Here is a 25,564-nt window from a genome sequence, read left to right on the forward strand (position 1 = left end):
TTCTTTATGAAATCGAACGGAATTCGACTACTTCCTCGTTACTAATAAGTTTTCCTTCGTGTATGCCTTTTACTGAAATAACCATAACAGATTTATCTTCTCCTTCAAGCTTTCCTAAAGAGAATAAATAGATTAAATTTTCTTTTTGTAACATCCATTGTTTGCCATTTACTCGACCTAATATTCTTTTTTCTGAAGATGGCTTTATTTCTCCAACATACTGGCATTCTCCAAAAGAAGTTTTTATTATATTCTTCTCTGTATCAATTACTAGATGCTGGAATAGTTCTAGGTTTCTACTTGAAACAATTTCAATTTCATGGTTACTTTTTTGCTTAAATTGAAGTTTTCCATCACTTGTATTAGATAAACTACTATTCTCAACGGCGTTTCTAAAAAAGTTATATTCTTCTTCTGTAATACCAAAGTTAGGATGATACGGTTTCACCTGTTTATCTATATGCCCTGATATATAGTTTATGTACCACTCTTTATCATTCTTTACATGATCACTCATCTTTTTAGTAATAACCTCTACTTTTTTACGTGTATCACGATCCATCTCTAGTGTCATAATATCCGCCGTCACTTCCGCATTCATAAGATGCGATGGAATATACTCTTCCACACTATTCGCTTTACTCACTTCACTTTGACAACCAACTATAAATAGCGATATGAAAAAGATATATATTATTTTTTTATATTTCATTTCTATTCTCCACTCCATACATTATCCTTACTTAGTTTTATAGCGGTTTTTATTATAGTATAAAATCTTTATATTTTAATAGAATCCATACCCGTATGCAAAATTGCATATTAATAAGTCTTCTTCTTACTTTAAAATTAGCTTAAATCACTTTCCAAATTATACAAATAACAAGTTTAAAATGTTATAATTTTCAAAAAACATTGGAGGATATTATGAAAGCCCACGCAATTTTCGATTTCTTACATTTACTAGTCTTAACGCTGAAAAGCTATTATGTATGGGGAATGCCTATCTATGTCTTCATTATTCCTCTTATCTTTGTAGTTGGTTATATCATTATTAATTCTAATAAGAAACAAAAAAATACATCTATTCAAAGTCACTAATCTATTACCTTAATAGCCTCCTAAAAATCATATTCCCCTCATTTTCTTCAAATGATATGATGAACAAGGGTATATCCCCACACTCTTATAGCGGTGGGGATTTTAATGTCAATATGCAACATACTACACAATAGAAGGTGATTTTCATGAGAAAATACGCAGCAATTGCTTTATGTACGTCTGCCATTCTAGCAGGCTTCAATACTAGCAATGTAAGCCAAGAACCTAAAAAAGAGAAAAAGGTTCAAGAAGTAGCTAAACAAAAAGAGACTGTACAAGAACAAGGTAAAATTTCTTATACTCCCATCACATACGAATCTACAGACACTACTATTCATATGACAGATATAAAAGATAATTTAACTGAAGTACAATATAAAATTTGGCGCACAGCTGATGGCAAGGAAAGTGCTAAATCTTTTTCTTCTAAAGAAAAAGAGAAGCAATTCACACTTCCTTTTGATATAAAGGAATTTGAAGGAAAACGCGGTGAGTTCCAAATTGAAGCAACAGGAATGAAAGAAGATGGGAAAACAATCCCGCTTACGAAATCTACTATTACTTTCGAACAAAAGGTTCCTGTTCTTATGTATCACGCAATTGATGATTATCATGGTCAAGGTATTAAAGACTTATTCGTATCACCAGCTAACTTTGAAGCACAAATGAAACATTTAAAGGACAATGGTTATACGCTGTTAACGTTTGAACGCTGGGGCGATATAAATAAAGTAAATAAGCCGATTTTCGTTACATTTGATGACGGTATGAAAAATAATATGAATGCATTTCGCGTTTTACAAAAGCTAAAAGATGATACTTTTAAACCGGCAGCAACAGAATATATGATTGTTGATAACGTTGATGTAGAAGGAGCATTGTCTACTTCTGAAATAAAAGAAATGGTTGATTCCGGCATTTTCTCGGTGCAATCTCATACTGCAACACATGCAGACTTACCGAAAATTACAAACTATGAGGAAGAGTTAAAAGGTTCAAAAGAAAAACTAGAAAAAATAACAGGTAAGCCTGTTATCGCGATTGCTTATCCATTCGGTCATGTAGATGATAAGGTTGTTACAGAAACGAAGAAGTATTATCAATTTGCGACGACGACAAAGCCTGGGCAATTCATTACGAAGGGTGAACCTGATGAATTGTTAAAGATGAAGCGCGTTCGTATACACCATACAACGACTGTAGAGCAGTTTGCTTCTTCAATTAAGTAAATATAAGGGCTCAATACATTTTGAGCTCTCTTTTTACTTTATATTTATATATATTTTTAGAATTTTCTTGTATTATATATAGTAAGAAATCTTTCAAATTAAAGGAGATTATACATATGTCATTTGAACAAACGTTAGAGAAATATGCTGCTCTTGCAGTTAATGTTGGTGTTAATATTCAACCTGGACAAACTTTATCAATTAGTGCACCTCTTGAAGCTGTACAATTTGTACGCCTCGTTACAGAAAAAGCATATAAATCTGGTGCAAAACACGTATATGTAGATTGGAATGATGAGACGTTAACACGCTTAAAGTTCGATCTAGCTCCTGAAGAAGCTTTCGCTGAATTTCCATCTTGGAAAGCACATGCTCGTGAAGAATTAGCAAAAGAAGGCGCTGCATTTATGTCTATCTATGCAGAAAACCCTGATTTATTAAAAGGTGTAGAAGCATCGCGTATTGCAACAGCTCATAAAGTAGCTGGAGAAGCAATGAAAGTATACCGTGATTACGTACAAGCAGATAAAGTAAGTTGGTGTGTCATTTCTGTTCCTACGAAAGAATGGGCTGCGAAAGTATTCCCTGACGTAGCGCCAGAAGAACAAGAAGCAAAGTTATGGGATGCTATTTTCAAAGCTACTCGTGCTGATTTAGAAAATCCTGTAGAAGCATGGAAAGAACATGATGAAACATTACATACAAAAGTGGATTACTTAAACGAAAAGCATTATAAAGCTCTTCACTATACAGGTCCTGGAACAAATTTAACAATCGAACTTCCAGAAAAACATGTATGGGCTGGTGCTGGTAGCTTAAATGAAAAGAACGTACCATTTATGGCTAATATTCCAACTGAAGAAGTATTTACAATGCCACTTAAAACAGGTGTAAACGGCCAAGTTTCTAGTACAAAACCGTTAGTATTTGCAGGTAATATTATCGATAATTTCACGTTAACATTTGAAAACGGGCGTATCGTAGACTATAAAGCTGAAGCTGGTGAAGAAGCTTTAAAACATTTAGTAGAAACAGATGAAGGTTCTCACTTCTTAGGAGAAGTAGCTTTAGTGCCTCATGACTCACCAATTTCAAACACAAATGTTTTATTCTACAATACACTATTTGACGAAAATGCATCTTGCCACCTTGCAATCGGAAATGCTTATGCATTTAACTTAGTTGGCGGAAAAACAATGTCTAAAGAAGAACTTGCTGAAAACGGCGCAAACGCTAGTATCACACACAACGACTTCATGATTGGATCAGCTGAGCTTGATATTGACGGTATTACTGCTGATGGCAGACATGAGCCTATCTTCCGTAAAGGTAACTGGGCGTTTTAAATTTATTACCATAAAGAAACACATTGGATAATCCAATGTGTTTCTTTATTTATTTGGTTTCAATTCAAATTTTATCGTTCTATTTTCATGCGTAAACTCCGGTCTATATGTAGCGATATACGTATTTTCTTTCGCTACGTCAAATAGCATGATATCTTGAATTTTTTCATCTGGTGCTAACTTTTTACTAATAAAGCTATCAGGGTTATTATATTCTTTAAATCTTGTACCTTTCTTATCGGTAATCTCAAATTCATAAAATGCAAAAGGTATTTCCTTTTTACTATTATTTTCCACTTTGAAAATAACCCCCAAAATCTCTTCTTTCTTTTTATCCTCATCATAATCCGGATATCCTAATTCAACTGAATCGATAGTTACTTGCAAACCATCTACGTCTACTGTCTCCCCTATTTTATACACTTTATCTTGAACATCTTCTTGTTTACTTTCATTACTATCTTTAGTCTCAGTGCAAGCACTTAAACTAAAAGCTATGCCAAAAATTAAAACAATTTGACTCACCTTTTTTAACATACTCTTTCCTCCACATAAGACAATATTTCATATGTATCATAACAAAACGCTTTACTCTTTCTTGTCATATTTTGTCGTATTAATTGCTAACTGCACAAATAGAAAAAAGCTATCTTCTACAAAAGATAGCTTTCATGATGCCGATGAAACCTTAAGCCCAATGACACCCAAAACAATAAAGAGAATACAAAATGCTTGGAATAAGCTAATATGCTCTTTAAAAAAGTACACACTAATGATTGTAATAAGTAACGTTCCAACGCCAGACCAAATGGCATAAGCAATACTTAAATGAATCTTTTTAACGACGATAGCAAACACGCTGAAACAAATTCCATAAAATACGAAAATAAGTACACTTGGAACGAGCTTTGTTAAACCATTTGATAGTTTCATCGCAATTGTTCCAGCCACTTCAAAAATAATTGTAACAAGTAATAATAGCCAATATACCATACTAGAATCTCCTTCTCTGTTACCTTATAGAGATTCTAGTATACTACTTATAGTCCTAATGAAATATATTTAATTTCTAAATATTCCTCGATGCCGAAATGGCCTCCTTCACGGCCGATACCACTTTCTTTAAATCCACCGAATGGTGCTTGTGCAACTGATGGAAGACCATCGTTTAGACCAATAATACCGTACTCTAGCGCTTCACTAATTTGGAATGCTTGGCTAATGTCTTTCGTGAAAATATACGCAGCTAAACCGTATGGTGTATTATTTGCACGTTCAATTACTTCATCAACTGTTTTAAATTTCGCAACTGGTGCCACTGGCCCAAATGTTTCTTCATTCATACAAAGCATCGTATCATTTGCCAACCCAATTACAGTCGGTTGAATGAAATGTCCCTCTAACTCTGCGACCTTTTGACCACCATATAAAACTGTTCCACCTTTTTGAATAGCATCTTCAATATGTTCTTGTACTTTTGAAACTGCATTCTCATCAATAAGTGGCCCGACAGTCGTTCCGTCACCGAAACCGTCTCCTACTTTCAACTGCCCTACTGCCTTTTGGAACTTCTCTACAAATACTTCGTATACTTCTTCTTGAACGAATACTCGGTTTGTACATATACACGTTTGTCCTGCATTACGGAATTTCGAACCAATCACCGCTTCTACTGCTTTATCTAAATCTGCATCATTCATTACGATAAACGGAGCGTGTCCCCCTAACTCAAGCGAAACTTTTTTCATCGTTTGCGCCGCACTAGCCATTAACTCTTTCCCGATTTCCGTTGACCCTGTAAAGGACACTTTTCGAACGCGACCATCTTCCATCCATGTATCAGCAATTGCTTTTGCACTACCTGTTACGATATTGATTACGCCCTTTGGAATATCTGCTTCATGGGCTAATTCAGCTAATTTCAATGCAGTTAATGGCGTTTGACTTGCTGGTTTCACAACGGCTGTACAGCCTGCTGCAAGCGCTGGGGCTACCTTTCTCGTAATCATAGCAGCTGGGAAGTTCCAAGGTGTAATAGCTGCCATAACGCCAACTGGTTGCTTCATAACTAAAATGCGCTTATTCGGATGAGAAGCAGGAATCATTTCACCGTATACGCGTTTCCCCTCTTCTGCATACCATTCAACAAAACTGTTTGCATAATTTACTTCACCAAGCGCTTCTGCAAACGGCTTTCCTTGTTCCTTCGTCATAATCGCTGCGATCTCTTCTTTATTTTCATCAATAAGCGTAAACCACTTTTTTAACTTCGTGGCACGATCTGCTGCCGTTAACTTAGACCACGTTTTAAAAGCTTCATGTGCAGCATCAACAGCTTGCTTTGCCTCTGTTACTCCGCCTTTTGGTACAGTTGCAAATATTTCCTTCGTCGCAGGATTATTTACTTCAATTTGTTCTTGTAGTGTAATCCACTCACCATTTATATACATCGCCTTTTTATCTATACTTACGAAAGTCGCCTTTTTATCCAATGTTTTCTTCCCCCTCTATGAACTTCTTAATTTTCCTAGTAGCAGCAGATTGACTAATTTGCAAAAACTCAGCCACTTTATAACTTGATCCATACGTTTTATACGCTTTAAGAATAATATTTCTCTCTACCTCTTCCAGCATTTTATAAAGGCTTTGCCCCGATTGTTCAACTGCAGCCTCTTGCATAGAGAGTGGCAAATCCTCTACCGTTACAACATCATCGACAGTAATAACAATTCTCTCAATTACATTCTCTATCTCTCTATTGTTTCCTTCCCACGGATATCCAACAAACATTTGTAATGTACCCGGTGCTAGTTTCACATCACGTCCGTACTTTTTATTAAAGTGCTGCAAGTAATGATAAATAAGCGGTAAAATATCTTCTGTTCTTTCCCTAAGCGGGGGAATTGCAATTGGAATGACATTCAGACGATAGTATAAATCTTTCCGAAATGTTCCTTGTTTCACCATCTCGCTTAAATCTCTATTTGTTGCCGCGACAATTCGAACATCCACTTTTTTTAATTCTCTTCCGCCTATAGGACGAAATGTTTTTTCTTGCAATACTTGCAAAAGCTTCGCTTGGATTTCAATCGGCATTTCACCGATTTCATCTAAAAAAAGAGTTCCTTTATGCGCGGATTCTAATAGTCCCTTTTTCCCTTCACGATTTGCACCTGTAAAAGATCCACCTGAATATCCAAAAAGCTCCGATTCAATTAAATTAGTTGGCAATGCCGCACAATTAATTTCATAGAAACTTTCATTCTTCCGATGACTCACCTCATGTAAATGGCGTACTAATCGACTTTTTCCTACTCCAGTCTCGCCTAAAACGAGAACAGTACTATCCACTACAGATACTTTTTTGATTGTATCGACTATTTTTTGCATAGCTAGACTTTTAAAAATAAGTCCTTCATGCTCATATGTTTCTCTTAATTCTTTTTTATATGTTTTTAGCTGATTATCCATTTCCTCTACCTTTTGACGTAATTGATAGAGTTCAGTAAGGTCGCGAGAATAACTAATCACTCTTCTTAAATTTCCCTCATCATCAAAAACAGGCCTTGTACGAACGTGTAAATACTCTCCTGATTTTGTAGTTTGAACGAGTTCAATTGGCCTCTTTTTTTCAATCACTTCTAATGTCGCTGATGGATAAAAGATTCCATCCTTTTGTAGTTCTTTTACATGCTTACCCACTAACTCTTCGGCAGCTAGTTGGTAGTGCCTTTCACATGTACTATTTACACGCACAACGATCCCTTGCTCATCTGTAACAAAAATTTCGTCAAACGCATATTCAAATACATCTTTTAAATCCATTAACACTCGTTCCTTTTCTGCAACCATCCTAGCCACCCCTAACTTCAAATCCATCGACCCACTTCACTACCTTTATTATAAAGTGAATTTTCTGCATTTAATATAGAGTCAGCTAGAATGTTTGCTATTTATACTTCAGTTTTTAAACGCGAGCGATGTTTGTTTGCTCATAACAAGCTTGCAACGATTCTTCAATTATTGTTAATCCTTCTTCAAGTTGCTCATCTGTAATAATTAAAGGCATTAACACACGTATAACATTTCCATACGTTCCTGCTGATAATAAAAGTAACCCACGCTTATTTGCTTCTGCACATAGATTAGCCGTTAACGTTTTGTCAGGTGCTTTCGTCTTACGATCTTGAACGACCTCAAATGCACACATTGCGCCTAACCCACGCACATCACCGATGCAATGATATTTATTTTTCATCTCTTCGAATCGGTTCATTACGTCTTTTCCTAATTCTATCGCTCTATCATTTAGTTTCTCATTTTCTATTACATCGAGAACAGCTAATGCAGCCGCACATCCTAATGGACTTCCTGCATACGTTCCACCAAGTTCACCTGGTACAGATTCATTCATAATTTCTTTACGTCCAATGACACCACTTATCGGTACACCAGCCCCTAATGATTTAGACACTGTAATTAAATCTGGAACGACATCATAGTGATCAATTGCAAAATATTTTCCTGTACGACTAAAGCCTGTTTGTATTTCATCCGCTACAAATAAGATGCCGTTCTCTGAACAAATGCGGCGTACTTCTTGAACAAATTTCTTACTTGGGACGATAAATCCACCTTCCCCTTGAACAGGTTCCATTACAACAGCTGCAATTGTTTCTGGTGCTACTTCCGATATGAAGAAGTTCTTAAACTCTTCAATAATAAAATCATCATACTGCTCTTCCGTTAATCCCTCTGGGCGACGGTATTCGTATGGAAATGGCGCTTTATATACTTCTGGAGCAAAGGGACCAAACCCAAATTTATATGGCTTCACTTTACTTGTCATCGTCATTGTCATTAATGTACGCCCGTGGAAACCTTTAGAAAATGCGATAATACCAGGTCTCTTCGTATATTTACGAGCGATTTTCACCGCGTTCTCAACTGCTTCTGCACCACTATTTAAAAATAGGACTTGCTTATCGAAACTTCCTGGTGCCAATGCCGCAAGCTTTTCCGCTAATTCAATATATGGCTCATACATCATGACATTAAATCCAGTATGAATGTATTGATCGACTTGTTTATGGAGCGCTTCTTTAACCGTTGGATGACAATGTCCTACGTTAATTGTCCCGATTGCTCCTGCAAAATCAATGTACTGATTGCCATCAACATCCGTTACAAGAGCACCATTTGCAGATTGTACAAACGTTGGGATGCCGTTACTTACTCCTTTTGGTACTATATTTTGACGGCGTTCCAATAAAGATGCCGCTTTCGGTCCTGGAATTTGTTCATTTACTTTAGCAAATTTTTTTGTGTTCATTGCGTACCCCATCCTTTTCTTTACATTGTTTTCTCTTCTTATTGCAAAATGTATGCCAACTTTCCTTTCTAGCATTTATCCTATATTCTTTGTATCCAGGCATAAAAAATAAGTCTATAAAGACTCATTAAGAGTCTTTATAGACTTATTTTCCTTACACATTAGACTTTTCTTTCTCCCAGAAAAACTCACCCGATTGAGAAATAAACTCTCCAACAGAATCTAACACTAAATCAGCAAGTGGTTCTAATGTTGGACGGTCTCCCGTACCAGATAGCACCCCAATTGCATAGCAATCACCACCATTTTTAGCTAAATGTAAATCAGTTGGCGTATCTCCAACAACCGCAACCTCACATGATTCTAAATTAAATTTCTCACAAAACACTTCTATAATCTTTTTATCTGGTTTTTGCGCAAGGAATGTATCCGAGGCTATAATATAATCAAAAAAGTTCTCCAACTTATATTGTTTTAAAAATAATTCTGTTGGTGCGAAATCATCCGACGTGACAACCCCTAATATAAATCCTTTATCTTTTAATGCCTGTAACACTTTCGGTAAATCTGCTGTCATTTTCATATGCGAACGATGCTCATACATAAGGGAAAATAACTTCTCACTTACCCAATGATGCATCTCTTCTTCTCTAGCAGACTCAATATAATTACAAAGCCCCTTCGCTACATCAAGGCTTGTTCCAGCAGCTATTGCACTCCTCGGATTAACAAATGCTCCCTCTACACCAATCTCTTCTAATAAGGTCTGCCCTATTGTACTTGGTAAATGATATAAACTTATACATTCAGCTACAAGTTCTTCAGCTACTTTTATCCAAATTGAATGAAAATCCATTAATGTCCCATCTTTATCAAATAGTATTGCTTTTACCTTCTCCATAGCATCCTACCTCTCGTTTCTTATCTCCTCCAGTGTATCAATAAAATATGGATGTAAAATAAAAGAATTGTAAAAATACCATAAAAATCAAACTAACTCCCAATTTACAATTCATTTTAACAAAGTAAAAAAGGATGCCTTTACAAGGCATCCTCTTGATGTTCAGGAACAAATAGTTCTAAACAATGATATATATTTTCAAATTCCATCGGTGCATCTCCACCATACTCACCATCTAAATTAATCATTAGTTTATCTGGTGAATGTACTTTAATTCGGTTCGCTTGTGTATATAACACTTTTGGATTATTAATATGTTCACCACGTTGTGCTTGTGTTGCTGCTTTAATTAAATCAGCGATAGAACCTTTTTTCAGTACTAATAGGTCAAATAACCCATCGTTAATAGATGCATACGGTGCTACCTTTTCAAATCCACCTACTGAACGAGTATTCGTAATTAAAAACATCGTAATTTCTTCTTGTAGTAACTTTCCATCATACTCAATTTCAACATATGTCGGATGCAATGATGGTAACATCTCGATACCTTTTAGGTAATAAGCAAGTTGTCCTAATACTGTCTTTAACTTACTCGGTACTTCGTATGTTAATTCTGTAATACGACCGCCACCAGCGATGTTAATAAAATATGTATCGTTCGCTCTACCGAGGTCTAATGGCACTGTTTTTCCTTCGCAAATAATATCTGCTGCCTCTTCAATAGAACGAGGTACACCAATCGCACGTGCAAAGTCATTTGTCGTTCCAACTGGAATAATTCCAAATTTCGGGCGGAATTCATGTCCAACTAAACCGTTTACTACTTCATTTAATGTACCGTCGCCACCAGCGGCAATAACAACATCAAACTTACGATCCGCAGCTTGCCTCGCCGCCACAGTAGCGTCTCCAGGACCCGTTGTCGCATGACAAGATGTCTCATAGCCAGCTTGTTCTAATTTTTGTAATACTTCTGGTAAGCTCTTCTTAAATAGCTCACGCCCAGAAGTAGGATTATAAATAATTCTTGCTCGCTTCATCATTTATTAGCACAGGAAATTTCTTTATGCATCGAAAAAGAACATACCGAACTTCTATTCAGTATTCCCATGCCTACCTCCTCTCATCTTGCTATCCTTCTTTTATCCCGCTCAAACAGGCAGTAAGAACCCGATTCGTGTAGTCCATCAAAAGTAAATATTCATTTCAATGGTTTTGTTTTATTTGACCAAAAAATTTATCCCGCTATTTGTGGGCAGTAAATGCCCGATTGGTGTGGGCTAATAATCAGCTTTGGATGAACCTCCCACTGATTAAAGTTTCACTTTATTTCTATCCATTCTTCCATAAAAATTTACATATAACGAATAATAACTATCTATTATTTCATGAGATGAAAAAAAACCTCTATGTTTAGATTTATCATTATTCCCACCTTTTTGCAACTATCATACCATAGTTGCTATACAAACATTTTTCCACTTTTGACAGTTAATCAAACGTTTGTTTAAACGATTTTGTCTCATTTAAACAAACGTTTGATTAACCTAGAAAAACACCCATGTACGGGTGTTTTTCTGCTTAATCTTTAAAAGTCACTACTATTATCGCTTATTAATCTCTTCAAGTAAGATTTTGTTAACAAGCGGTGGATTTGCTTGTCCTTTTGTAGCTTTCATAATTTGACCAACTAAGAACCCAATTGCACGGTCTTTACCGTTTTTAAAGTCTTCGATAGATTGCCCATTATTATCAAGAATTTCTGTTACAACTTTACGAAGTGTACCCTCGTCAGAAATTTGAACAAGACCTTTCGCTTTAACGATTTCTTCTGGGTCTCCACCTTTTTCGATTAATTCATTAAATACTTTCTTCGCAATTTTAGAAGAAATTGTACCTTTTTCAATTAATTGAACCATTTTAGATAAACCAGCAGGCGTTAATGCAACGTCTTTTAATTCTTTTTGTTGTTTGTTTAAGTATGCAAGTACTTCACCCATTAACCAGTTCGATGTTAATTTCGCATCAGCACCGTCTGCAACAGTCGCTTCAAAGAAATCAGACATTTCTTTCGTTAATGTTAATACGTGTGCATCATAAGCTGGTAAGCCAATTTCTGCAACGTAGCGAGCTTTACGCGCATCTGGAAGTTCTGGAATAGAAGCTCGAACTGCTTCTTTCCACTCATCGTCGATGTAAAGTTCAACTAAGTCTGGCTCCGGGAAGTAACGGTAATCGTCAGATCCTTCTTTCACACGCATTAAGATTGTTTTCTTCGTTGCTTCATCATAACGACGTGTTTCTTGTTGGATGATACCACCAGATAACAGTTCTTTTTCTTGGCGCACTTGCTCGTGCTCAAGACCTTTTTGTACGTAAGTGAATGAGTTTAAGTTTTTCAGTTCCGCTTTTGTACCAAACTTCTCTTGTCCAACTGGACGAAGAGAAATGTTCGCATCACAACGCAGAGAACCTTCTTCCATCTTACAATCAGATACACCAGTATATTGAATGATTGATTTTAACTTCTCTAAGTATGCATATGCTTCTTCTGGCGTACGCATATCTGGCTCAGATACGATCTCGATTAAAGGCATACCTTGACGGTTGTAGTCTACTAATGAACCATCAGCTGTATGCGTTGATTTACCAGCATCTTCTTCTAAATGAAGACGTGTAATACCGATACGTTTCTTTTTACCGTCTACTTCGATTTCAATCCAACCATTTTCACCAATTGGCTTATCAAATTGAGAAATTTGGTAAGCTTTCGGATTATCTGGATAGAAATAGTTTTTACGGTCGAACTTCGTTTCCGTTGCGATCTCACAGTTTAATGCCATTGCAGCTTTCATTGCAAAGTTAACTGCTTCTTTATTTAAAGTAGGAAGTACCCCTGGGTATCCTAAGTCAATTACACTTGTTTGTGTATTTGGCTCCGCTCCGAATTCTGTTGGACTCGCAGAGAAAATTTTCGAATTTGTTTTTAACTCAACGTGAACCTCTAAACCAATAATTGTTTCTAAATTCATCTATGCTCGCCTCCTTACAGACTTGCTTTTTTTGTATGATAGTCTGTTGCTTGCTCAAACGCATGTGCAACGCGGTAAATTGTCGCTTCATCGAAGTGTTTACCAATGATTTGTAGACCAAGTGGCATGTTGTTAGCACCGAATCCACATGGAACTGAAATCGCTGGAACACCCGCTAAGTTTACTGGGATTGTTAAAATGTCATTTGCATACATTGTCATTGGGTCGTCAACTTTTTCTCCAACTTTAAATGCCGGAGTTGGTGTTGTTGGTCCAATAATAACATCATAGTTAGCAAATACATTTTCAAAGTCATTTTTAATTAATGTACGTACTTGTTGTGCTTTTTTGTAATATGCATCATAGTAACCAGAGCTAAGGGCAAATGTACCAAGCATAATACGACGTTTAACTTCATCACCGAAACCTTCACTACGTGTGTTTTTGTAAAGATCTAATAAGTTATTTACATTATCAGAACGAACACCGTAACGCACGCCATCAAAGCGTGAAAGGTTAGCAGATGCTTCAGAAGAAGATAATAAGTAATACGTTGCTAGAGCGTATTTAGAGTGCGGAAGAGATACTTCCTCCCAAGTTGCGCCCATACCTTCTAATACTTTTAAAGCAGCTAGTACTGACTCACGAGCTTCTTCGCCAACACCTTCGCCTAAGTATTCTTTCGGTACAGCAATGCGTAAACCTTTAACATCGCCTGTTAAACCAGCTAAATAGTTTCCAACTTCAACATTTGCAGAAGTTGCATCCATGCGGTCAATACCTGAAATAGCTTGTAATAAGTATGCATTGTCTTCTACTGTACGTGTAATCGGTCCGATTTGGTCAAGTGAAGATGCGAATGCTACTAATCCGTAACGAGATACGCGTCCGTAAGTTGGTTTTAAACCTACAACACCGCAATATGCAGCCGGCTGACGGATAGAACCACCCGTATCAGAACCTAGAGAGAATAGTACTTCTCCCGCTGCTACAGCTGCTGCAGAACCACCACTAGATCCGCCCGGAACGTAATCTAAGTTCCATGGGTTTTTCGTAGCGTAGAATCCTGAGTTTTCATTTGAAGAACCCATTGCAAACTCGTCCATGTTTAATTTACCGATTGTAATCGTGCCAGCAGCTTTTAGCTTTTGCACAACTGTCGCATCATAAATTGGATCGAAGTTTGCTAACATTTTACTCGCACAAGTTGTACGAAGGCCGTTAGTTACAATGTTATCTTTTACACCAATCGGCATACCGAATAATAAACCATTATCTTCAGCGCCGATTTTTGCATCTAATTCTTTCGCTTTTGCGCGTGCATTTTCTTCATCTAATGTAAGAAAAGCTTTTACGTTATCTTCAACATCCGCAATACGTTTGTAAGATTCTTCTACTAAATCCGTAACGGAAATTTCTTTGTTGTTTAATTTCTTATGTAACTCTGATACTGAATGATCAAATAATGACATCGAAATTCCCCTCCTCTATTCTAATACTGCTGGAACACGGATTTGATTATCTTTGTGATCCGGTGCATTTTTTAATACTTCTTCGACTGGTAAACCTTTTTCTGGTACATCTTCACGCATAACATTTTTCATAGTTAATACATGAGTTGTTGGTTTTACATCTGTTGTATCTAATTCATTTAACTGTTCTGCAAATGTAACAATTGCATCTAGTTGTTTTTGAAATTTTTCAGCTTCTTGATCAGTAATTGCAAGACGTGCTAAATGTGCTACGTGCTTTACATTCTCAACGGAAATTCTTGACACGGCTAGGCCACCTCCATAATATATCGTTCAATCTACAATACTATTGATGATACCAAATTTTCAGTACTTCAAGCAAGTCAACACACGGCACTTACGCCATTTTTACATAAAAAAAGAAAGGCAAATGCCTTTCTTTACAATTTACTCTTTATCTAACGGTTTATTTTTCGGAAATCTCTCGTTATCTTCTTCATTATCACGAATTGTTTTTTGTAACACAAAACAAGACATCGTTAAAAATAGTGTTCCAATTAAATAGTATCCTTTTACACTAAGCGTTTCATCTAACGTATAAATCCCAATTAGCATACCTGAAAGCGCACAAACAAATGAAGTCCATGCTAAAAATGTGAACGCTTGCGTATTACGTCTTCTCATCGTTCTCCCCCTCGTTAGCTGTATACCCATTATAGATAAGTATATTTACCATGATGGATTTTTATGTAAATTCTAGTTTTATATTTATAAATCTATCATAAAAGAATACTATTTTAAAGATAGTTTTCTTTTTAATCTGAAAAATCAATTAAAAACATTGACAATTATTTCTATTCTACATAAAATAAAAATAAATATTACGAACCTCGAAATATACGGGAGTGGAATTAATTGTTGCAATATGAACATTTTTTAGACTTACTGCTAGATAACGCCAAGAAACTTTTCTATCCTGAAGAATGGGTAAGCCTAGATTTAACACTTTCTAAAACAGAAGTATTTTGTTTACTTTGGATGGAGCGAAATACAGATATTACAATGACAAAAATTGCTGACCTTCTTGATATACCGATGAGTACAACGACAGGTGTTGTAAATCGCCTCGTAAAAAAGGGATATATTGAAAGGTACCGTGATGAAAACGACCGACGCATTGTATTAATTCGTTTAACAGAAAACGGCGTAATGCTCGTCCAAGAAGTAAAACAAAATGCAGCCCATTACTTTAACCTAGTGACAGAAGCATTATCAGAAGAAGAAAAAGCATTCTTACTACAAATCTTCCAAAAGATCATGAATCACATCGCTACGTCACAGCAAAAAACAGAAGAAAAGGTTTCTACACCTAAAATGAAAAACATTCCGATTGAATAAAACCCTAGTTGGGTTTTTATTCAATATTTTATTTCGATACTCGTAATATTCGATACTCGAAACAAAGGGGATAGAATAATGAGAATTATTTTGTATACAGGTAAAGGCGGCGTAGGAAAAACTAGCATTTCAGCAGCAACAGCGCTTCAAAGCGCAAAACAAGGATTAAAAACATTAGTAATGAGTACAGATCCTGCTCATAGTTTAGGAGATTCATTTGGTATAAAGCTATCTTCTGAGCCATTAGAAATTCGTGAAAATTTGTGGGCACAAGAAATTAATACGATTTATGAGATGGAAAAAGGCTGGGGGAAATTACAGAAATATATTACGCTACTCTTCACTTCCAAAGCAGCTGATGATATTACAACAGAAGAGTTAACGATGTTTCCTGGTATGGAAGATTTAATTAGCTTACTTCGCGTACTCGATTATTATAAACAAAACACATATGATGTTATTATCATTGATTGTGCTCCAACAGGAGAAACATTAGCAATGCTCAGCTTTCCAGACATGCTCAGCTGGTGGATGGAAAAACTCTTTCCTATTAAAAGAAAAGTTTTAAAAGTTGTTCGCCCTGTAGCTCAACCACTTCTTGGTGTTCCTCTTCCAAACGATGATATTATGGACGAATTAACGAATACACTTGAACAGCTCGGAGAAATGAGAGATATTTTATCAAACCGAGAAATAACAAGTATCCGCATCGTTGTAAATCCCGAAAAAATGGTCATTAAAGAAGCTCAGCGTAGCTTTACTTATTTAAATTTATACGATTATAACGTAGATGCCATTATGATTAACCGCGTCATCCCTAACACTGTCACCGATCCTTATTTTCAAGCATGGAAAGATACTCAAAAAAAATATAAAACATTAATTCAAGATAGTTTTCAGCCGCTTCCTATTTACGAAGCTCCAATGTTTGAACAAGAAGTTGTTGGTTTACCTATGTTAGGGCGTGTAGGAGATGCTTTATTTAAAACTGATCATTGTCCTACTGAAGTGAAATTTAACGGCCGCACACAATATGTAAAAAAAGATGGCGATGATTATATTTTCATTCTTTCTATTCCCTTCTCAAATAAAAGTGAACTTTCATTAAATCAAAAAGGTGATGAACTTATTATTCGAGCCGGTTCTGTTAAACGGAACATCACGTTACCCAAAACATTAACACACCTTTCTATTCAAGGAGCAAAATTTGAAGAAGATGTACTAAATATTCGCTTTGGAGGTGTAGTACATGCATGAGGAATTACTACGAAGGGTAATTCGTACAAAAGTAAAAGTCGGGATGCATATATTAGAAGAGCTACCTAATCCAATCCAGCAATCAGCTAAGCAAATATTAAATATTTTACAAGAGGAACTAGCTGCTTATCCGAAAGAACGAGAGCATCATGATGTTAATTTAAAAAATATCATAATTGAATAACTATCTCTGTATAGAGGGCCTTTTTTAGGCTTTCTATACTTTATTGGAGTGATGTAAGTTGATGAAAAAGCATTCCACTACTATACTCTGGATCATTCCCTTATTATTTTTCATTCATAACCTTGAAGAAGCTTTCCAAATGCCACAATATCTTGCTAATCAATTTTCAATCCGTATTATAACTAGCCAACAATTCTTCATTGCCATTTCCGTATTAACAATCTTTGTATTACTTATCGTCTTTCTATATCAACTTAACTTCTTGTCTTCTATATGCTGGATTATTTTTATACAAGGGGCCATCTTCTTTAACTCTGTTCAACATATTATTTTGTTTTTCATTTATCGCTCCTATAACCCCGGCGTAATATCAGCATTTTTCATTACTCTCTTTTCTATTTTCTTTTTTTTACCAAAAAAACACTTAATTCATCAAAAGCAATTCGTAATTACACTCCTTTTCAGCTTATTTTCTTATCCCATTATAATTTGGATTACCTTACTGTTCGCTATCTACTTTCATTCATAAAAAAAGACCAGGAAAACTCCTGATCCATTACTCTACTTAACAAACATTGGATTCTACGTTATACAAAATTGGAAGGTACAGAATTAGGGTTCGTTTGTTAAGTAGATTATATGTTGAACGAACTAACAGCGGAGGGGTTCCTTCTGTTAGTCCATTAAACCCAATCATTATTTTACGATTTTTTCAAGCTCCTCAAGTGAAAGGTCAACTGAAATTGAACCATCATTTGTTTCTTTCTTAATTGCATCTGTTACTTCTTTTGAATGATATAATTCAATTACTTTTTTCAGTGTTGGATCATCTTTATCTTTCGTACGAGCTGCGAAAATATTAATATAAGGCTTCGCATTTTCATTCTTTGGATCTTCTAAGAAAATAGGATCCTTCGCTGGATCTAATCCAGCTTGACCAGCAACACCGTTATTAATAACTGAAGCTGCTACATCTTTTAATACACGAGGTGTTTGCTGTGCGATAACCGGCGTGATTTTTAATTTCTTCGGATTTTCAGCAATGCCGCTTGGATCTCCAAATAAGCCAAAATCTTTTTTAAGCTTTAATAACCCAGCTGCATCAAGAAGTTTTAATGCACGTGCTTGGTTCGTTGGATCGTTTGGAATTGCAATTTCTGAACCATCTGGGATTTCATTTGCTTTCTTATATTTTTCAGAGTATAAACCCATTGGTGCAATTTGCGTTGTACCAACAGCTGTAATATCTAACTTATGCTCTTTTTTAAATTGCTCTAAGAAAGCAATATGCTGGAATGAGTTTAATTCAATATCTCCATCAGCTAACGCTTTATTTGGCGTTGTGTAATCAGAGAACTCAATCAGTTTAACTTTAATCCCTTCTTTTTCAGCTTTTTTCTTCAAAATTTCCCAAGCGTCTCCATCCGTTCCAGTTACACCGACGCGAACTACTTTTTCTTTCGCTCCTGCACCCGTGTCTCCACTTGAGCAGCCGCTTAATGCTGAGACTCCTACAATCGCTGATAATGCAAATGCTAAAATTTTCTTCATTTTCTTTTCCTCTCTTCCTTTTTATGATCTGCGTAACAAGACTTTCGCAAAGTAGTTTCCTAAATTTTGAGCTATCTGTACGAGAATGATAAGTAACACGACCGTTACGAACATAACCGATGTATCAAAACGTTGATAACCATATGTCATTGCCAAGTCACCAAGACCGCCACCACCGACAAGCCCAGCAACTGCAGAAAATTCAATTAAACCAACTGTCATAAACGTGACACCTAAGATTAATGGTGCTAACGCTTCTGGTACAAGGATTTCAAAAACGATTCTAATTGGCGAGGCGCCCATTGCTTGCGCTGCTTCAATTACTCCTTTCGGAACGGAAACAAGATTTGTTTCAACCATTCTAGCAATACCAATTGATGCGACTAACGTCATCGGGAAAATTGCCGCTGCTGTTCCAATCGTCGTTCCAATAACGCTTCTTGTTAGTGGGCTTAAAGCTACTAAAAAGATAATGAATGGTACCGGACGAATTGTATTAATTATGATGTTAAGAATAGAAAAGACCCATTTATTTTCTAAAAAGTTTCCTTTTCTCGTTACATATAAAAGTAAACCTAGAGGTATACCAAGAATTGTAGCGAATATAAGTGTTACAATTACCATTAAGAGGGTATCTCCCGTCGCATCTAGTATGCGCGGCCAAAATATACTCCAATCAACTCGCATGAGCTTCTACCTCCTTCAGCTGCACTTGCAGTCTTAGATGTTGTAATGCTTTTTGAATTTCCCTCTGCTCACCTTGCAATTCTACAAGCAGATTTCCAAATAGCACATTTTGAAGTTCAATAATATTTCCGTACAGTACATTTACATCAACGTTATAGTTTTTTGCGATATATGATAGTACCGGCTGTCCTGTCTCCTCACCAGTAAATGTTAGACGATAAATTTGACCACCATTTTGAATTTTCGCTAGAACACTTTCTGGTAAATGATCATTAATAACAGAACGTACAAAGTTTTGAGTCGTCTTTGTTTTTGGTTGCGTGAAAACATCAAACAGTTTTCCTTCTTCAATAACTTTTCCCTTCTCCATTACAGCTACACGGTGACAAATTTCTTTCACAACATGCATTTCATGTGTAATAAGAAGAATTGTTAAATTGTATTCTCGATTTACTTTCTTTAATAAGTTTAGAATTTCTGTCGTCGTTTCTGGATCTAAGGCTGATGTTGCCTCATCACATATAAGAATATCTGGCGATGTCGCAAGTGCTCTAGCAATACCAACACGCTGCTTTTGTCCCCCTGATAGCTGTTCTGGATAATAGTTTGCTTTATCTTCTAACCCTACAAACCTCAGCAGTTCATTCACTCGTTCCTTTATCTCGTTCTTTGGCAATTTCGCTAACTTTAATGGATAAGCAATATTCCCAAACACTGTTCTTGAATTAAATAAATTAAAGCTTTGAAAAATCATTCCGATTCTTTGTCTTAGTTTGCGTAATTCTTTCGTCGATAATGATGTAATATCTTTATCATCTATTGAAATCGTTCCTGCCGTCGGTCTCTCTAACATATTTACTAAGCGTAATAATGTACTCTTTCCAGCTCCACTAAAACCGATAATGCCAAAAATTTCGCCTTTCTCAACTGATAATGTTACATCCTCCACCGCATGAACAGATTGCCCAGCTGATTCATACACTTTACTTACATTGTTAAAAGAAATCATTTTTCCCCCTCCTATATGCTGTAAAAACTTAAAGTAGAGCTTTCGAGGTAAAATAAAAAGTGCCCTCCTTCTTATCAACCATAAAGATAAGAAGGAGAGCACTTATATGTACTCGTTCACATCTTCTCATCTTCCAAGCCTTTATATGGCTTGCTGGAGTTAGCACGGTATTAAAAAACCCGTTGCTGAGGTATCGTAGGGCCAGTCCCTCCACCTCTCTGGATAAGAATGTATCGATTTAATTGTCGTTTAATTAATTCTCATTATAGAACTCAGAATAATAAGAGTCAATACATTTTTTAGAAAAATATTAATTATTCCTTTATTAAAATTTTCAGATGAATATTCATCTGAAAATTAGTAACTTTCAAGGTTATTTAAAATTCTTCTTCCTCATATTTTTAAACAGGAGAATCCTCTCTACAAATTGAATAAATTTATTTGAATATGAAACTCGGAGGAAGATAAATATATGAAAACAGCTCTTTTACTCGTCGATATTCAAAACGATTATTTTCCAAATGGAAAGATGGAATTGCGTAATCCAGTAGAAGCAAGCGAATATACTAATCAGTTATTACAACACTTTAGAACAAACAGCGAACCTATTTTTCATATCCAACACGTAGCTATAAAAGATGACGCTACTTTTTTCCTACCTAATACAGAAGGTGTACATATTCATGAAAGCGTACGTCCACTTAGAGAAGAAACAGTTATAGTCAAACATTATCCAAATAGCTTCCGAGAAACTAATCTTCTAGAGCAATTAAAACGTTTAAATATTGAACATGTCGTTGTATGCGGGATGATGACTCATATGTGTATCGATGCAACAGTAAGGGCTGCATTCGATTTTGGCTTTCAATGTACCGTTATACATGACGCTTGTGCTACAAAAGACCTTTCTTTTAAGAACGCTACTATACCAGCTGTTTATATTCACAATACAATTTTAGCTAGTTTAAATGGCGTATATGCAAATGTAATAAGCACGCAAGAATTTTTAGCTACATAAAAAAACACTCCTTTCAGTGAGCAAAACTGAAAGGAGTGTTCCTTGTCGAACCATAGATTTTCTTTCAAATTGTATTATACAGGAAATTCTCAAAATGAATACTAAAAAATATGACTAATAAGTCAACTTTTCTCATCATTTTATTTCTGTTCACATGTTTATCACGCTATTAATAGGTTTTAGCTCATTCCCTTCGAACGATGGTAATATATAGGATTTCAATTTTAAAAGGAGCTCTTCACATTCTGTGAAGAGCTCCTCTACTATTTCTTATAAAGTTTCAGAAGTAGTTTTTGCTTGCATGTGAAGTGCTAAGTAATCAGGTCCACCAGCTTTAGAGTCTGTACCAGACATGTTAAAGCCACCGAATGGTTGGTAACCTACGATTGCACCAGTACATCCACGGTTGAAGTATAAGTTACCAACGTGGAAGTCTTCGCGTGCTTTTTCAATATGGTCACGGTTGTTAGTAATAACAGCACCTGTTAAACCGTATTCCGTATTGTTTGCAATTGCAAGTGCATGATCGAAGTCTTTCGCTTTACAGAATGCTACTACTGGTCCGAAGATTTCTTCTTTCATTAAGCGAGCATCTTCTGCAACGTCAGCAACGATTGTTGGTTGGATGAACCAGCCTTTAGAATCGTCTCCTTCGCCACCTGCTAAGATTCTACCTTCTTCTTTACCAATTGCAACATAGCTCATTACTTTATCAAATGCAGCTTGGTCATTAACAGGACCCATGTTTGTACCTAATACTGCTGGGTTAGCAACTGTTAATTCTTTCGTTAATTCAACAGCACGATTTAATACGTGATCGTATACATCTTCATGGATTACTGCACGAGAACATGCAGAACATTTTTGTCCTGAGAATCCGAATGCTGATGCAACGATAGACTTAGCTGCTAATTCAAGATCTGCTTCTTTATCAACAACGATTGTATCTTTACCGCCCATTTCAGCGATAACACGTTTTAACCAAATTTGTCCTGGGTTTACTTTCGCTGCACGCTCATAGATACGGATACCTACATCACGAGATCCCGTGAAGCTTACGAAACGTGTACGAGGATGATCTACTAAGTAGTCACCAACTTCAGAACCGTTACCTGGAACGAAGTTTACTACGCCAGCTGGTAAGCCAGCTTCTTCTAATACTTCCATAAATTTCGCTGCTACTACAGGAGTTGTACTAGCTGGTTTTAGTAATACTGTGTTACCAGAAACTAAAGCAGCTGTTGTCATACCTGCCATAATTGCGAATGGGAAGTTCCAAGGAGAAATGATAACACCTACTCCTAATGGAATGTAAGAGAAACGATTATATTCAATTGGACGGCTTTCTACTGGAATACCGTCTTTTAATTTTAACATTTGACGACCATAATATTCCATAAAGTCGATTGCTTCTGCTGTATCAGCATCTGCCTCATTCCATGGCTTACCTGCTTCTTTTACAAGAATAGCAGAGAATTCATGTTTTCTGCGACGAACGATTGCTGCAGCACGGAATAAAATGTCTGCACGCATTTCTGGCTTTGATTTTCTCCAAGTTTGGAATGTTTCATCCGCTACTTGCATTGCTTTTTCAGCTAACTCACGGCTTGCTTTTGAAACACGACCAACAAGTTCCTCTTTATTTGCAGGGTTTACAGAAACAATTTTGTCTTCTGTAGTGATTTTTTCTCCCCCAATAATTAATGGATAGTCTTGTCCAAGATAAGATTCTACTTTCTTTAAACCTTCTTCAAACGCTAATTTGTTAGCCTCCACTGAAAAATCTGTAAATGGCTCATGTTTGTATGCTACTACCATTTTTTTTAGCCTCCCCTTAGAAAAACGTTTACATTTTACAACATTATTCTACACGATAATTTAGATTTATTCAAATATTCCTAGACTTATATTTTAAAAATTAATAAATTTTTAAAATATAATAAAAAAAGAGATTCATACATGCGTATGAATCTACAAAATATGAGTATATTCCAAAACATTTTTCCCAATCAATAATATAGTAACTAATAAAAATAAAGTTCTTACATATCCAACACCTTTTTGAACCGCAAACTTCGATCCAAAATAAGCACCTAAGATCATTGATAATCCCATGATAATACCGTATTCAAAATGAATTATGTCTAAAAATAAAAAAGTAATTAAAGATACAATATTACTAACAAAGTTCAAAAGTTTTCCAGATGCTGCCGCTTGAATAAAATCCAAGCCAATTAATAAAAATGCAAAAATTAAAAACGACCCTGTCCCTGGTCCAAAAAATCCATCATAAAATCCTATCATTAAAATAGCAAAGAAAAATATTAATGTTTTTCTTTGCGTCATCTTCTTATAGGTAGACACACTTCCCCAATTCTTTTTTGCAATAATATAAATAGCAATAAATACCAACATTACAAGTACTAATGGGCGTAAAATATCCGATGGAATAAATTTTACTACTAAAGCGCCTACAACAGCTCCAACAATAGTTAACGGGATTAACTTTCCTACAATTTTAAAATCAACTTTTCCTGATCGAATGAAATACATCGCACTCGTAAACGTCCCCATCGTTGCCGCTAATTTATTCGTTGCAATTGCCGAAGCTGGCGATAAGCCAACAAACATAAGCGCCGGAAGCGAAATTAACCCTCCTCCTCCAACAACCGAATCAATAAAAGCTGCTAAAAAACCGAATGCAATTAATAAAATAATGACTTGAAAACTTAATTCTTCCATGAGCTTTACCCCTTACCCCTATTATTTACAACATTTTAAATTATAACAAAATTGCATAAGAAAAAAAGCTGTTCCTTAGAGGAACAGCCTTCATATTTAATCTAAAATTTTCACAAGTGGTTCATCTTGTTTTGCTTCACGTATAATAATGGCTTCTGGGCGTTCTACAGATTTAATTGTTACTTGTACTTTCATATAATTCGGGAAGTATTCCATAACAAGCCCTGCCACATATTGTGTAAAACCAACTATTTCAGCTTTTCCATTAAATTGGACAGGAATATCAAGCTTCATTTCTCTTAATTCATCATCTCTATACATACCCGTACCAATAACAGCTGTATAGTCGCCTTGGAAATAATCGCTTAGTTTTGCCTTAAAGTTGGATACTCTTGCAAGATCTTCACGTTTATTATCTGTTTTCGCTTGCTCTGATGGGAACAAATAATATTTTTCATTAATTTGTTTCCAATCTTCAACCGTTTCACTACCTTTTTCAACATTTGCATAAGAAACAAAATTACCTGGCACAAGTGACGCCTTCGGAGCCTGACGATAAATTGCAAATGTTATCGGAAGGTTTTTTGTTTCAGGATCTTTTTGATGCATAAACTTCAAGACTTCTTGCGCCATTTTTTTCCCTTCAGCTAACATTTTTTCATTCGAGATTGTAGCTTCACGTGGGTAACCATGTTCTTCATTATAATAATGCACTGAATTCATTGCTAATCCAACTACAATGCCGCTACGCTCATCTTTGTCGCCGTTTTTCACATAATAATCATGCTCTAAAATATTGGAAATATATATTGGATTTTTTTTGTTTTTTTCTTCTAGTATTTCGGATCCTTCACCTAAAGCTGGATTTAATCCTATGTTTGGAAATTTAACTGCATCTTTTTTTAATGTATCTTCTAGTTCTTTCTGTTCAGCATTTGTACGCTTTCTTTTAACAAGCATTTGTACATATTGAGCCTCTAGAGTATCTCCGCCTTTAAAGAAATGATCTTTCGTACTAAATGATTCCTTCGCAATACGCATTAATCCTGTTTCAAATTCATCTATATCAAGACGATTATTTACTCCTTGCACGACTAAACCACGTGCCTTTCCACCATAAAATGGAATAGTCGTCTTATAATATTCATCCGACATAGCGTATTTTGGGACAACTGATTGTTCTTTTGCTTTCCCCGATTTCTCAGACACTTTTTCATCTTTGTCGGCACCTGCACTACACCCACTTACAAGTAGGCCAAGGCTTAATACCGCTAATGCTATTTTTTTCATGGTAAGTTTGCA

At 35.8% G+C, this 25,564-nt stretch carries 25 protein-coding genes, 1 pseudogene and 1 riboswitch; of the genes and pseudogenes, 8 read left to right on the plus strand and 18 right to left on the minus strand.

Features of this window, described 5'->3' with window-relative positions; genetic code table 11:
* Window positions 1–4 precede the first annotated feature (4 nt).
* Window positions 5–712, minus strand: coding sequence for a hypothetical protein (locus tag MR160_RS11135; protein WP_000875600.1), 708 nt, complete (start codon window positions 710–712; stop codon window positions 5–7).
* A gap of 215 nt (window positions 713–927) precedes the next feature.
* On the opposite strand from MR160_RS11135, the gene MR160_RS11140 reads away from it, so the two are divergent.
* From MR160_RS11140 to MR160_RS11150, 3 genes are all read left to right on the plus strand, one after another.
* Window positions 928–1,101, plus strand: coding sequence for a hypothetical protein (locus MR160_RS11140; protein WP_000643592.1), 174 nt, complete (start codon window positions 928–930; stop codon window positions 1,099–1,101).
* A 146-nt stretch (window positions 1,102–1,247) separates the two neighbouring features.
* The gene (locus tag MR160_RS11145) at window positions 1,248–2,330 is read left to right on the plus strand and encodes a polysaccharide deacetylase family protein (RefSeq protein ID WP_242297349.1); all 1,083 of its coding nucleotides are present in this window, start codon (window positions 1,248–1,250) and stop codon (window positions 2,328–2,330) included.
* 116 nt (window positions 2,331–2,446) lie between these two features.
* A complete protein-coding gene (locus MR160_RS11150) occupies window positions 2,447–3,676 on the plus strand; it encodes an aminopeptidase (RefSeq protein WP_242297351.1) in 1,230 nt (409 codons plus the stop codon).
* Window positions 3,677–3,721: 45 nt separating this feature from the next.
* Here the strand turns inward: MR160_RS11150 and MR160_RS11155 are convergent, their stop codons facing one another.
* The 11 genes from MR160_RS11155 to MR160_RS11205 all read right to left on the minus strand — a co-directional run bounded on the left by MR160_RS11155 (window position 3,722) and on the right by MR160_RS11205 (window position 15,100).
* Entirely contained in the window at window positions 3,722–4,213 is a 492-nt protein-coding gene (locus MR160_RS11155; RefSeq protein WP_000915102.1) for a DUF4352 domain-containing protein, read from the minus strand.
* 132 nt (window positions 4,214–4,345) lie between these two features.
* Window positions 4,346–4,669, minus strand: coding sequence for a DMT family transporter (locus MR160_RS11160; RefSeq protein WP_000263262.1), 324 nt, complete (start codon window positions 4,667–4,669; stop codon window positions 4,346–4,348).
* Between the two features lie 47 nt (window positions 4,670–4,716).
* Window positions 4,717–6,168, minus strand: coding sequence for an NADP-dependent succinate-semialdehyde dehydrogenase (gabD, locus tag MR160_RS11165; RefSeq protein WP_000358137.1), 1,452 nt, complete (start codon window positions 6,166–6,168; stop codon window positions 4,717–4,719).
* The gene (locus tag MR160_RS11170) at window positions 6,161–7,528 is read right to left on the minus strand and encodes a sigma-54 interaction domain-containing protein (protein WP_000225139.1); all 1,368 of its coding nucleotides are present in this window, start codon (window positions 7,526–7,528) and stop codon (window positions 6,161–6,163) included. Before MR160_RS11170 ends, gabD begins: the two co-directional genes overlap by 8 nt.
* A 115-nt stretch (window positions 7,529–7,643) precedes the next feature.
* The gene (gene gabT / locus MR160_RS11175) at window positions 7,644–9,008 is read right to left on the minus strand and encodes a 4-aminobutyrate--2-oxoglutarate transaminase (RefSeq protein ID WP_242297353.1); all 1,365 of its coding nucleotides are present in this window, start codon (window positions 9,006–9,008) and stop codon (window positions 7,644–7,646) included.
* A 154-nt stretch (window positions 9,009–9,162) separates the two neighbouring features.
* Window positions 9,163–9,909 (minus strand): HAD family hydrolase, encoded by a 747-nt coding sequence (locus MR160_RS11180; protein WP_242297354.1) that lies wholly within the window; start codon window positions 9,907–9,909, stop codon window positions 9,163–9,165.
* Between the two features lie 140 nt (window positions 9,910–10,049).
* Window positions 10,050–10,955: a diacylglycerol kinase gene (locus MR160_RS11185; RefSeq protein ID WP_000977679.1), complete on the minus strand. Its 906-nt coding sequence runs from the start codon at window positions 10,953–10,955 to the stop codon at window positions 10,050–10,052.
* A 561-nt stretch (window positions 10,956–11,516) separates the two neighbouring features.
* Window positions 11,517–12,944 carry an Asp-tRNA(Asn)/Glu-tRNA(Gln) amidotransferase subunit GatB gene (gene gatB / locus MR160_RS11190; RefSeq protein WP_001047684.1) on the minus strand — a complete coding sequence of 476 codons (1,428 nt, stop codon included), beginning with the start codon at window positions 12,942–12,944 and terminating at the stop codon, window positions 11,517–11,519.
* A 14-nt stretch (window positions 12,945–12,958) separates the two neighbouring features.
* Window positions 12,959–14,416 carry an Asp-tRNA(Asn)/Glu-tRNA(Gln) amidotransferase subunit GatA gene (gatA, locus tag MR160_RS11195; protein WP_242297356.1) on the minus strand — a complete coding sequence of 486 codons (1,458 nt, stop codon included), beginning with the start codon at window positions 14,414–14,416 and terminating at the stop codon, window positions 12,959–12,961.
* 15 nt (window positions 14,417–14,431) lie between these two features.
* Window positions 14,432–14,722: an Asp-tRNA(Asn)/Glu-tRNA(Gln) amidotransferase subunit GatC gene (gene gatC / locus MR160_RS11200; protein ID WP_000086999.1), complete on the minus strand. Its 291-nt coding sequence runs from the start codon at window positions 14,720–14,722 to the stop codon at window positions 14,432–14,434.
* A 141-nt stretch (window positions 14,723–14,863) separates the two neighbouring features.
* On the minus strand, window positions 14,864–15,100 hold the full coding sequence (locus tag MR160_RS11205) for a YiaA/YiaB family inner membrane protein (protein WP_001254393.1): 237 nt from the start codon (window positions 15,098–15,100) through the stop codon (window positions 14,864–14,866).
* A 231-nt stretch (window positions 15,101–15,331) separates the two neighbouring features.
* On the opposite strand from MR160_RS11205, the gene MR160_RS11210 reads away from it, so the two are divergent.
* From MR160_RS11210 to MR160_RS11225, 4 genes are all read left to right on the plus strand, one after another.
* Window positions 15,332–15,814 carry a MarR family winged helix-turn-helix transcriptional regulator gene (locus MR160_RS11210; RefSeq protein WP_000942477.1) on the plus strand — a complete coding sequence of 161 codons (483 nt, stop codon included), beginning with the start codon at window positions 15,332–15,334 and terminating at the stop codon, window positions 15,812–15,814.
* A gap of 75 nt (window positions 15,815–15,889) precedes the next feature.
* Window positions 15,890–17,071, plus strand: coding sequence for an ArsA family ATPase (locus MR160_RS11215; RefSeq protein ID WP_098900411.1), 1,182 nt, complete (start codon window positions 15,890–15,892; stop codon window positions 17,069–17,071).
* Window positions 17,064–17,255, plus strand: a complete 192-nt coding sequence (locus tag MR160_RS11220; protein WP_000544107.1) for a DUF3926 domain-containing protein — start codon at window positions 17,064–17,066, stop codon at window positions 17,253–17,255. Before MR160_RS11215 ends, MR160_RS11220 begins: the two co-directional genes overlap by 8 nt.
* A gap of 61 nt (window positions 17,256–17,316) precedes the next feature.
* Window positions 17,317–17,784, plus strand: coding sequence for an HXXEE domain-containing protein (locus tag MR160_RS11225; RefSeq protein WP_242297366.1), 468 nt, complete (start codon window positions 17,317–17,319; stop codon window positions 17,782–17,784).
* Between the two features lie 167 nt (window positions 17,785–17,951).
* On the opposite strand, the gene MR160_RS11230 is transcribed toward MR160_RS11225, so the two are convergent.
* Genes MR160_RS11230 through MR160_RS11240 form a run of 3 tightly spaced genes read right to left on the minus strand, consistent with a single transcriptional unit; the run spans window position 17,952 to window position 20,502 of the window.
* Window positions 17,952–18,806 (minus strand): MetQ/NlpA family ABC transporter substrate-binding protein, encoded by an 855-nt coding sequence (locus tag MR160_RS11230; protein ID WP_000721600.1) that lies wholly within the window; start codon window positions 18,804–18,806, stop codon window positions 17,952–17,954.
* 21 nt (window positions 18,807–18,827) lie between these two features.
* Entirely contained in the window at window positions 18,828–19,493 is a 666-nt protein-coding gene (locus MR160_RS11235; RefSeq protein WP_001261865.1) for a methionine ABC transporter permease, read from the minus strand.
* Window positions 19,483–20,502 (minus strand): methionine ABC transporter ATP-binding protein, encoded by a 1,020-nt coding sequence (locus tag MR160_RS11240; RefSeq protein WP_000622967.1) that lies wholly within the window; start codon window positions 20,500–20,502, stop codon window positions 19,483–19,485. Before MR160_RS11240 ends, MR160_RS11235 begins: the two co-directional genes overlap by 11 nt.
* A 123-nt stretch (window positions 20,503–20,625) precedes the next feature.
* A riboswitch (SAM riboswitch) is annotated at window positions 20,626–20,731 on the minus strand.
* A gap of 243 nt (window positions 20,732–20,974) precedes the next feature.
* Between MR160_RS11240 and MR160_RS11245 the strand changes: the two are divergent.
* Window positions 20,975–21,540, plus strand: a pseudogene (locus MR160_RS11245) (cysteine hydrolase family protein).
* Between the two features lie 250 nt (window positions 21,541–21,790).
* Here MR160_RS11245 and pruA read toward each other — a convergent pair.
* The 3 genes from pruA to MR160_RS11260 form a co-directional block, all read right to left on the minus strand.
* Window positions 21,791–23,338, minus strand: a complete 1,548-nt coding sequence (gene pruA / locus MR160_RS11250; protein ID WP_000259555.1) for an L-glutamate gamma-semialdehyde dehydrogenase — start codon at window positions 23,336–23,338, stop codon at window positions 21,791–21,793.
* A 153-nt stretch (window positions 23,339–23,491) separates the two neighbouring features.
* Entirely contained in the window at window positions 23,492–24,262 is a 771-nt protein-coding gene (locus MR160_RS11255) for a TSUP family transporter (RefSeq protein ID WP_098900412.1), read from the minus strand.
* A 96-nt stretch (window positions 24,263–24,358) separates the two neighbouring features.
* The gene (locus MR160_RS11260; RefSeq protein ID WP_000717037.1) at window positions 24,359–25,552 is read right to left on the minus strand and encodes a CamS family sex pheromone protein; all 1,194 of its coding nucleotides are present in this window, start codon (window positions 25,550–25,552) and stop codon (window positions 24,359–24,361) included.
* Window positions 25,553–25,564: the final 12 nt, after the last annotated feature.

It is taken from the genome of Bacillus cereus group sp. BfR-BA-01382 (assembly GCF_022663475.1).
GTDB classification, from domain to species: Bacteria; Bacillota; Bacilli; order Bacillales; family Bacillaceae_G; genus Bacillus_A; species Bacillus_A thuringiensis_S.

Excerpts from the sequence above, each read along its gene's own strand:
- gabT (WP_242297353.1), bottom strand. The coding sequence starts at position 9,008 with ATGAACACAAAAAAATTTGCTAAAGTAAATGAACAAATTCCAGGACCG.
- MR160_RS11155 (WP_000915102.1), bottom strand. The coding sequence starts at position 4,213 with ATGTTAAAAAAGGTGAGTCAAATTGTTTTAATTTTTGGCATAGCTTTT.
- MR160_RS11205 (WP_001254393.1), bottom strand. The coding sequence starts at position 15,100 with ATGAGAAGACGTAATACGCAAGCGTTCACATTTTTAGCATGGACTTCA.
- MR160_RS11260 (WP_000717037.1), bottom strand. The coding sequence starts at position 25,552 with ATGAAAAAAATAGCATTAGCGGTATTAAGCCTTGGCCTACTTGTAAGT.
- MR160_RS11240 (WP_000622967.1), bottom strand. The coding sequence starts at position 20,502 with ATGATTTCTTTTAACAATGTAAGTAAAGTGTATGAATCAGCTGGGCAA.
- MR160_RS11255 (WP_098900412.1), bottom strand. The coding sequence starts at position 24,262 with ATGGAAGAATTAAGTTTTCAAGTCATTATTTTATTAATTGCATTCGGT.
- gatB (WP_001047684.1), bottom strand. The coding sequence starts at position 12,944 with ATGAATTTAGAAACAATTATTGGTTTAGAGGTTCACGTTGAGTTAAAA.
- MR160_RS11135 (WP_000875600.1), bottom strand. The coding sequence starts at position 712 with ATGAAATATAAAAAAATAATATATATCTTTTTCATATCGCTATTTATA.
- MR160_RS11230 (WP_000721600.1), bottom strand. The coding sequence starts at position 18,806 with ATGAAGAAAATTTTAGCATTTGCATTATCAGCGATTGTAGGAGTCTCA.
- MR160_RS11150 (WP_242297351.1), top strand. The coding sequence starts at position 2,447 with ATGTCATTTGAACAAACGTTAGAGAAATATGCTGCTCTTGCAGTTAAT.
- pruA (WP_000259555.1), bottom strand. The coding sequence starts at position 23,338 with ATGGTAGTAGCATACAAACATGAGCCATTTACAGATTTTTCAGTGGAG.
- MR160_RS11145 (WP_242297349.1), top strand. The coding sequence starts at position 1,248 with ATGAGAAAATACGCAGCAATTGCTTTATGTACGTCTGCCATTCTAGCA.
- MR160_RS11180 (WP_242297354.1), bottom strand. The coding sequence starts at position 9,909 with ATGGAGAAGGTAAAAGCAATACTATTTGATAAAGATGGGACATTAATG.
- MR160_RS11235 (WP_001261865.1), bottom strand. The coding sequence starts at position 19,493 with ATGCGAGTTGATTGGAGTATATTTTGGCCGCGCATACTAGATGCGACG.
- MR160_RS11220 (WP_000544107.1), top strand. The coding sequence starts at position 17,064 with ATGCATGAGGAATTACTACGAAGGGTAATTCGTACAAAAGTAAAAGTC.
- MR160_RS11225 (WP_242297366.1), top strand. The coding sequence starts at position 17,317 with ATGAAAAAGCATTCCACTACTATACTCTGGATCATTCCCTTATTATTT.
- MR160_RS11140 (WP_000643592.1), top strand. The coding sequence starts at position 928 with ATGAAAGCCCACGCAATTTTCGATTTCTTACATTTACTAGTCTTAACG.
- gatA (WP_242297356.1), bottom strand. The coding sequence starts at position 14,416 with ATGTCATTATTTGATCATTCAGTATCAGAGTTACATAAGAAATTAAAC.
- MR160_RS11170 (WP_000225139.1), bottom strand. The coding sequence starts at position 7,528 with ATGGTTGCAGAAAAGGAACGAGTGTTAATGGATTTAAAAGATGTATTT.
- MR160_RS11185 (WP_000977679.1), bottom strand. The coding sequence starts at position 10,955 with ATGATGAAGCGAGCAAGAATTATTTATAATCCTACTTCTGGGCGTGAG.
- MR160_RS11160 (WP_000263262.1), bottom strand. The coding sequence starts at position 4,669 with ATGGTATATTGGCTATTATTACTTGTTACAATTATTTTTGAAGTGGCT.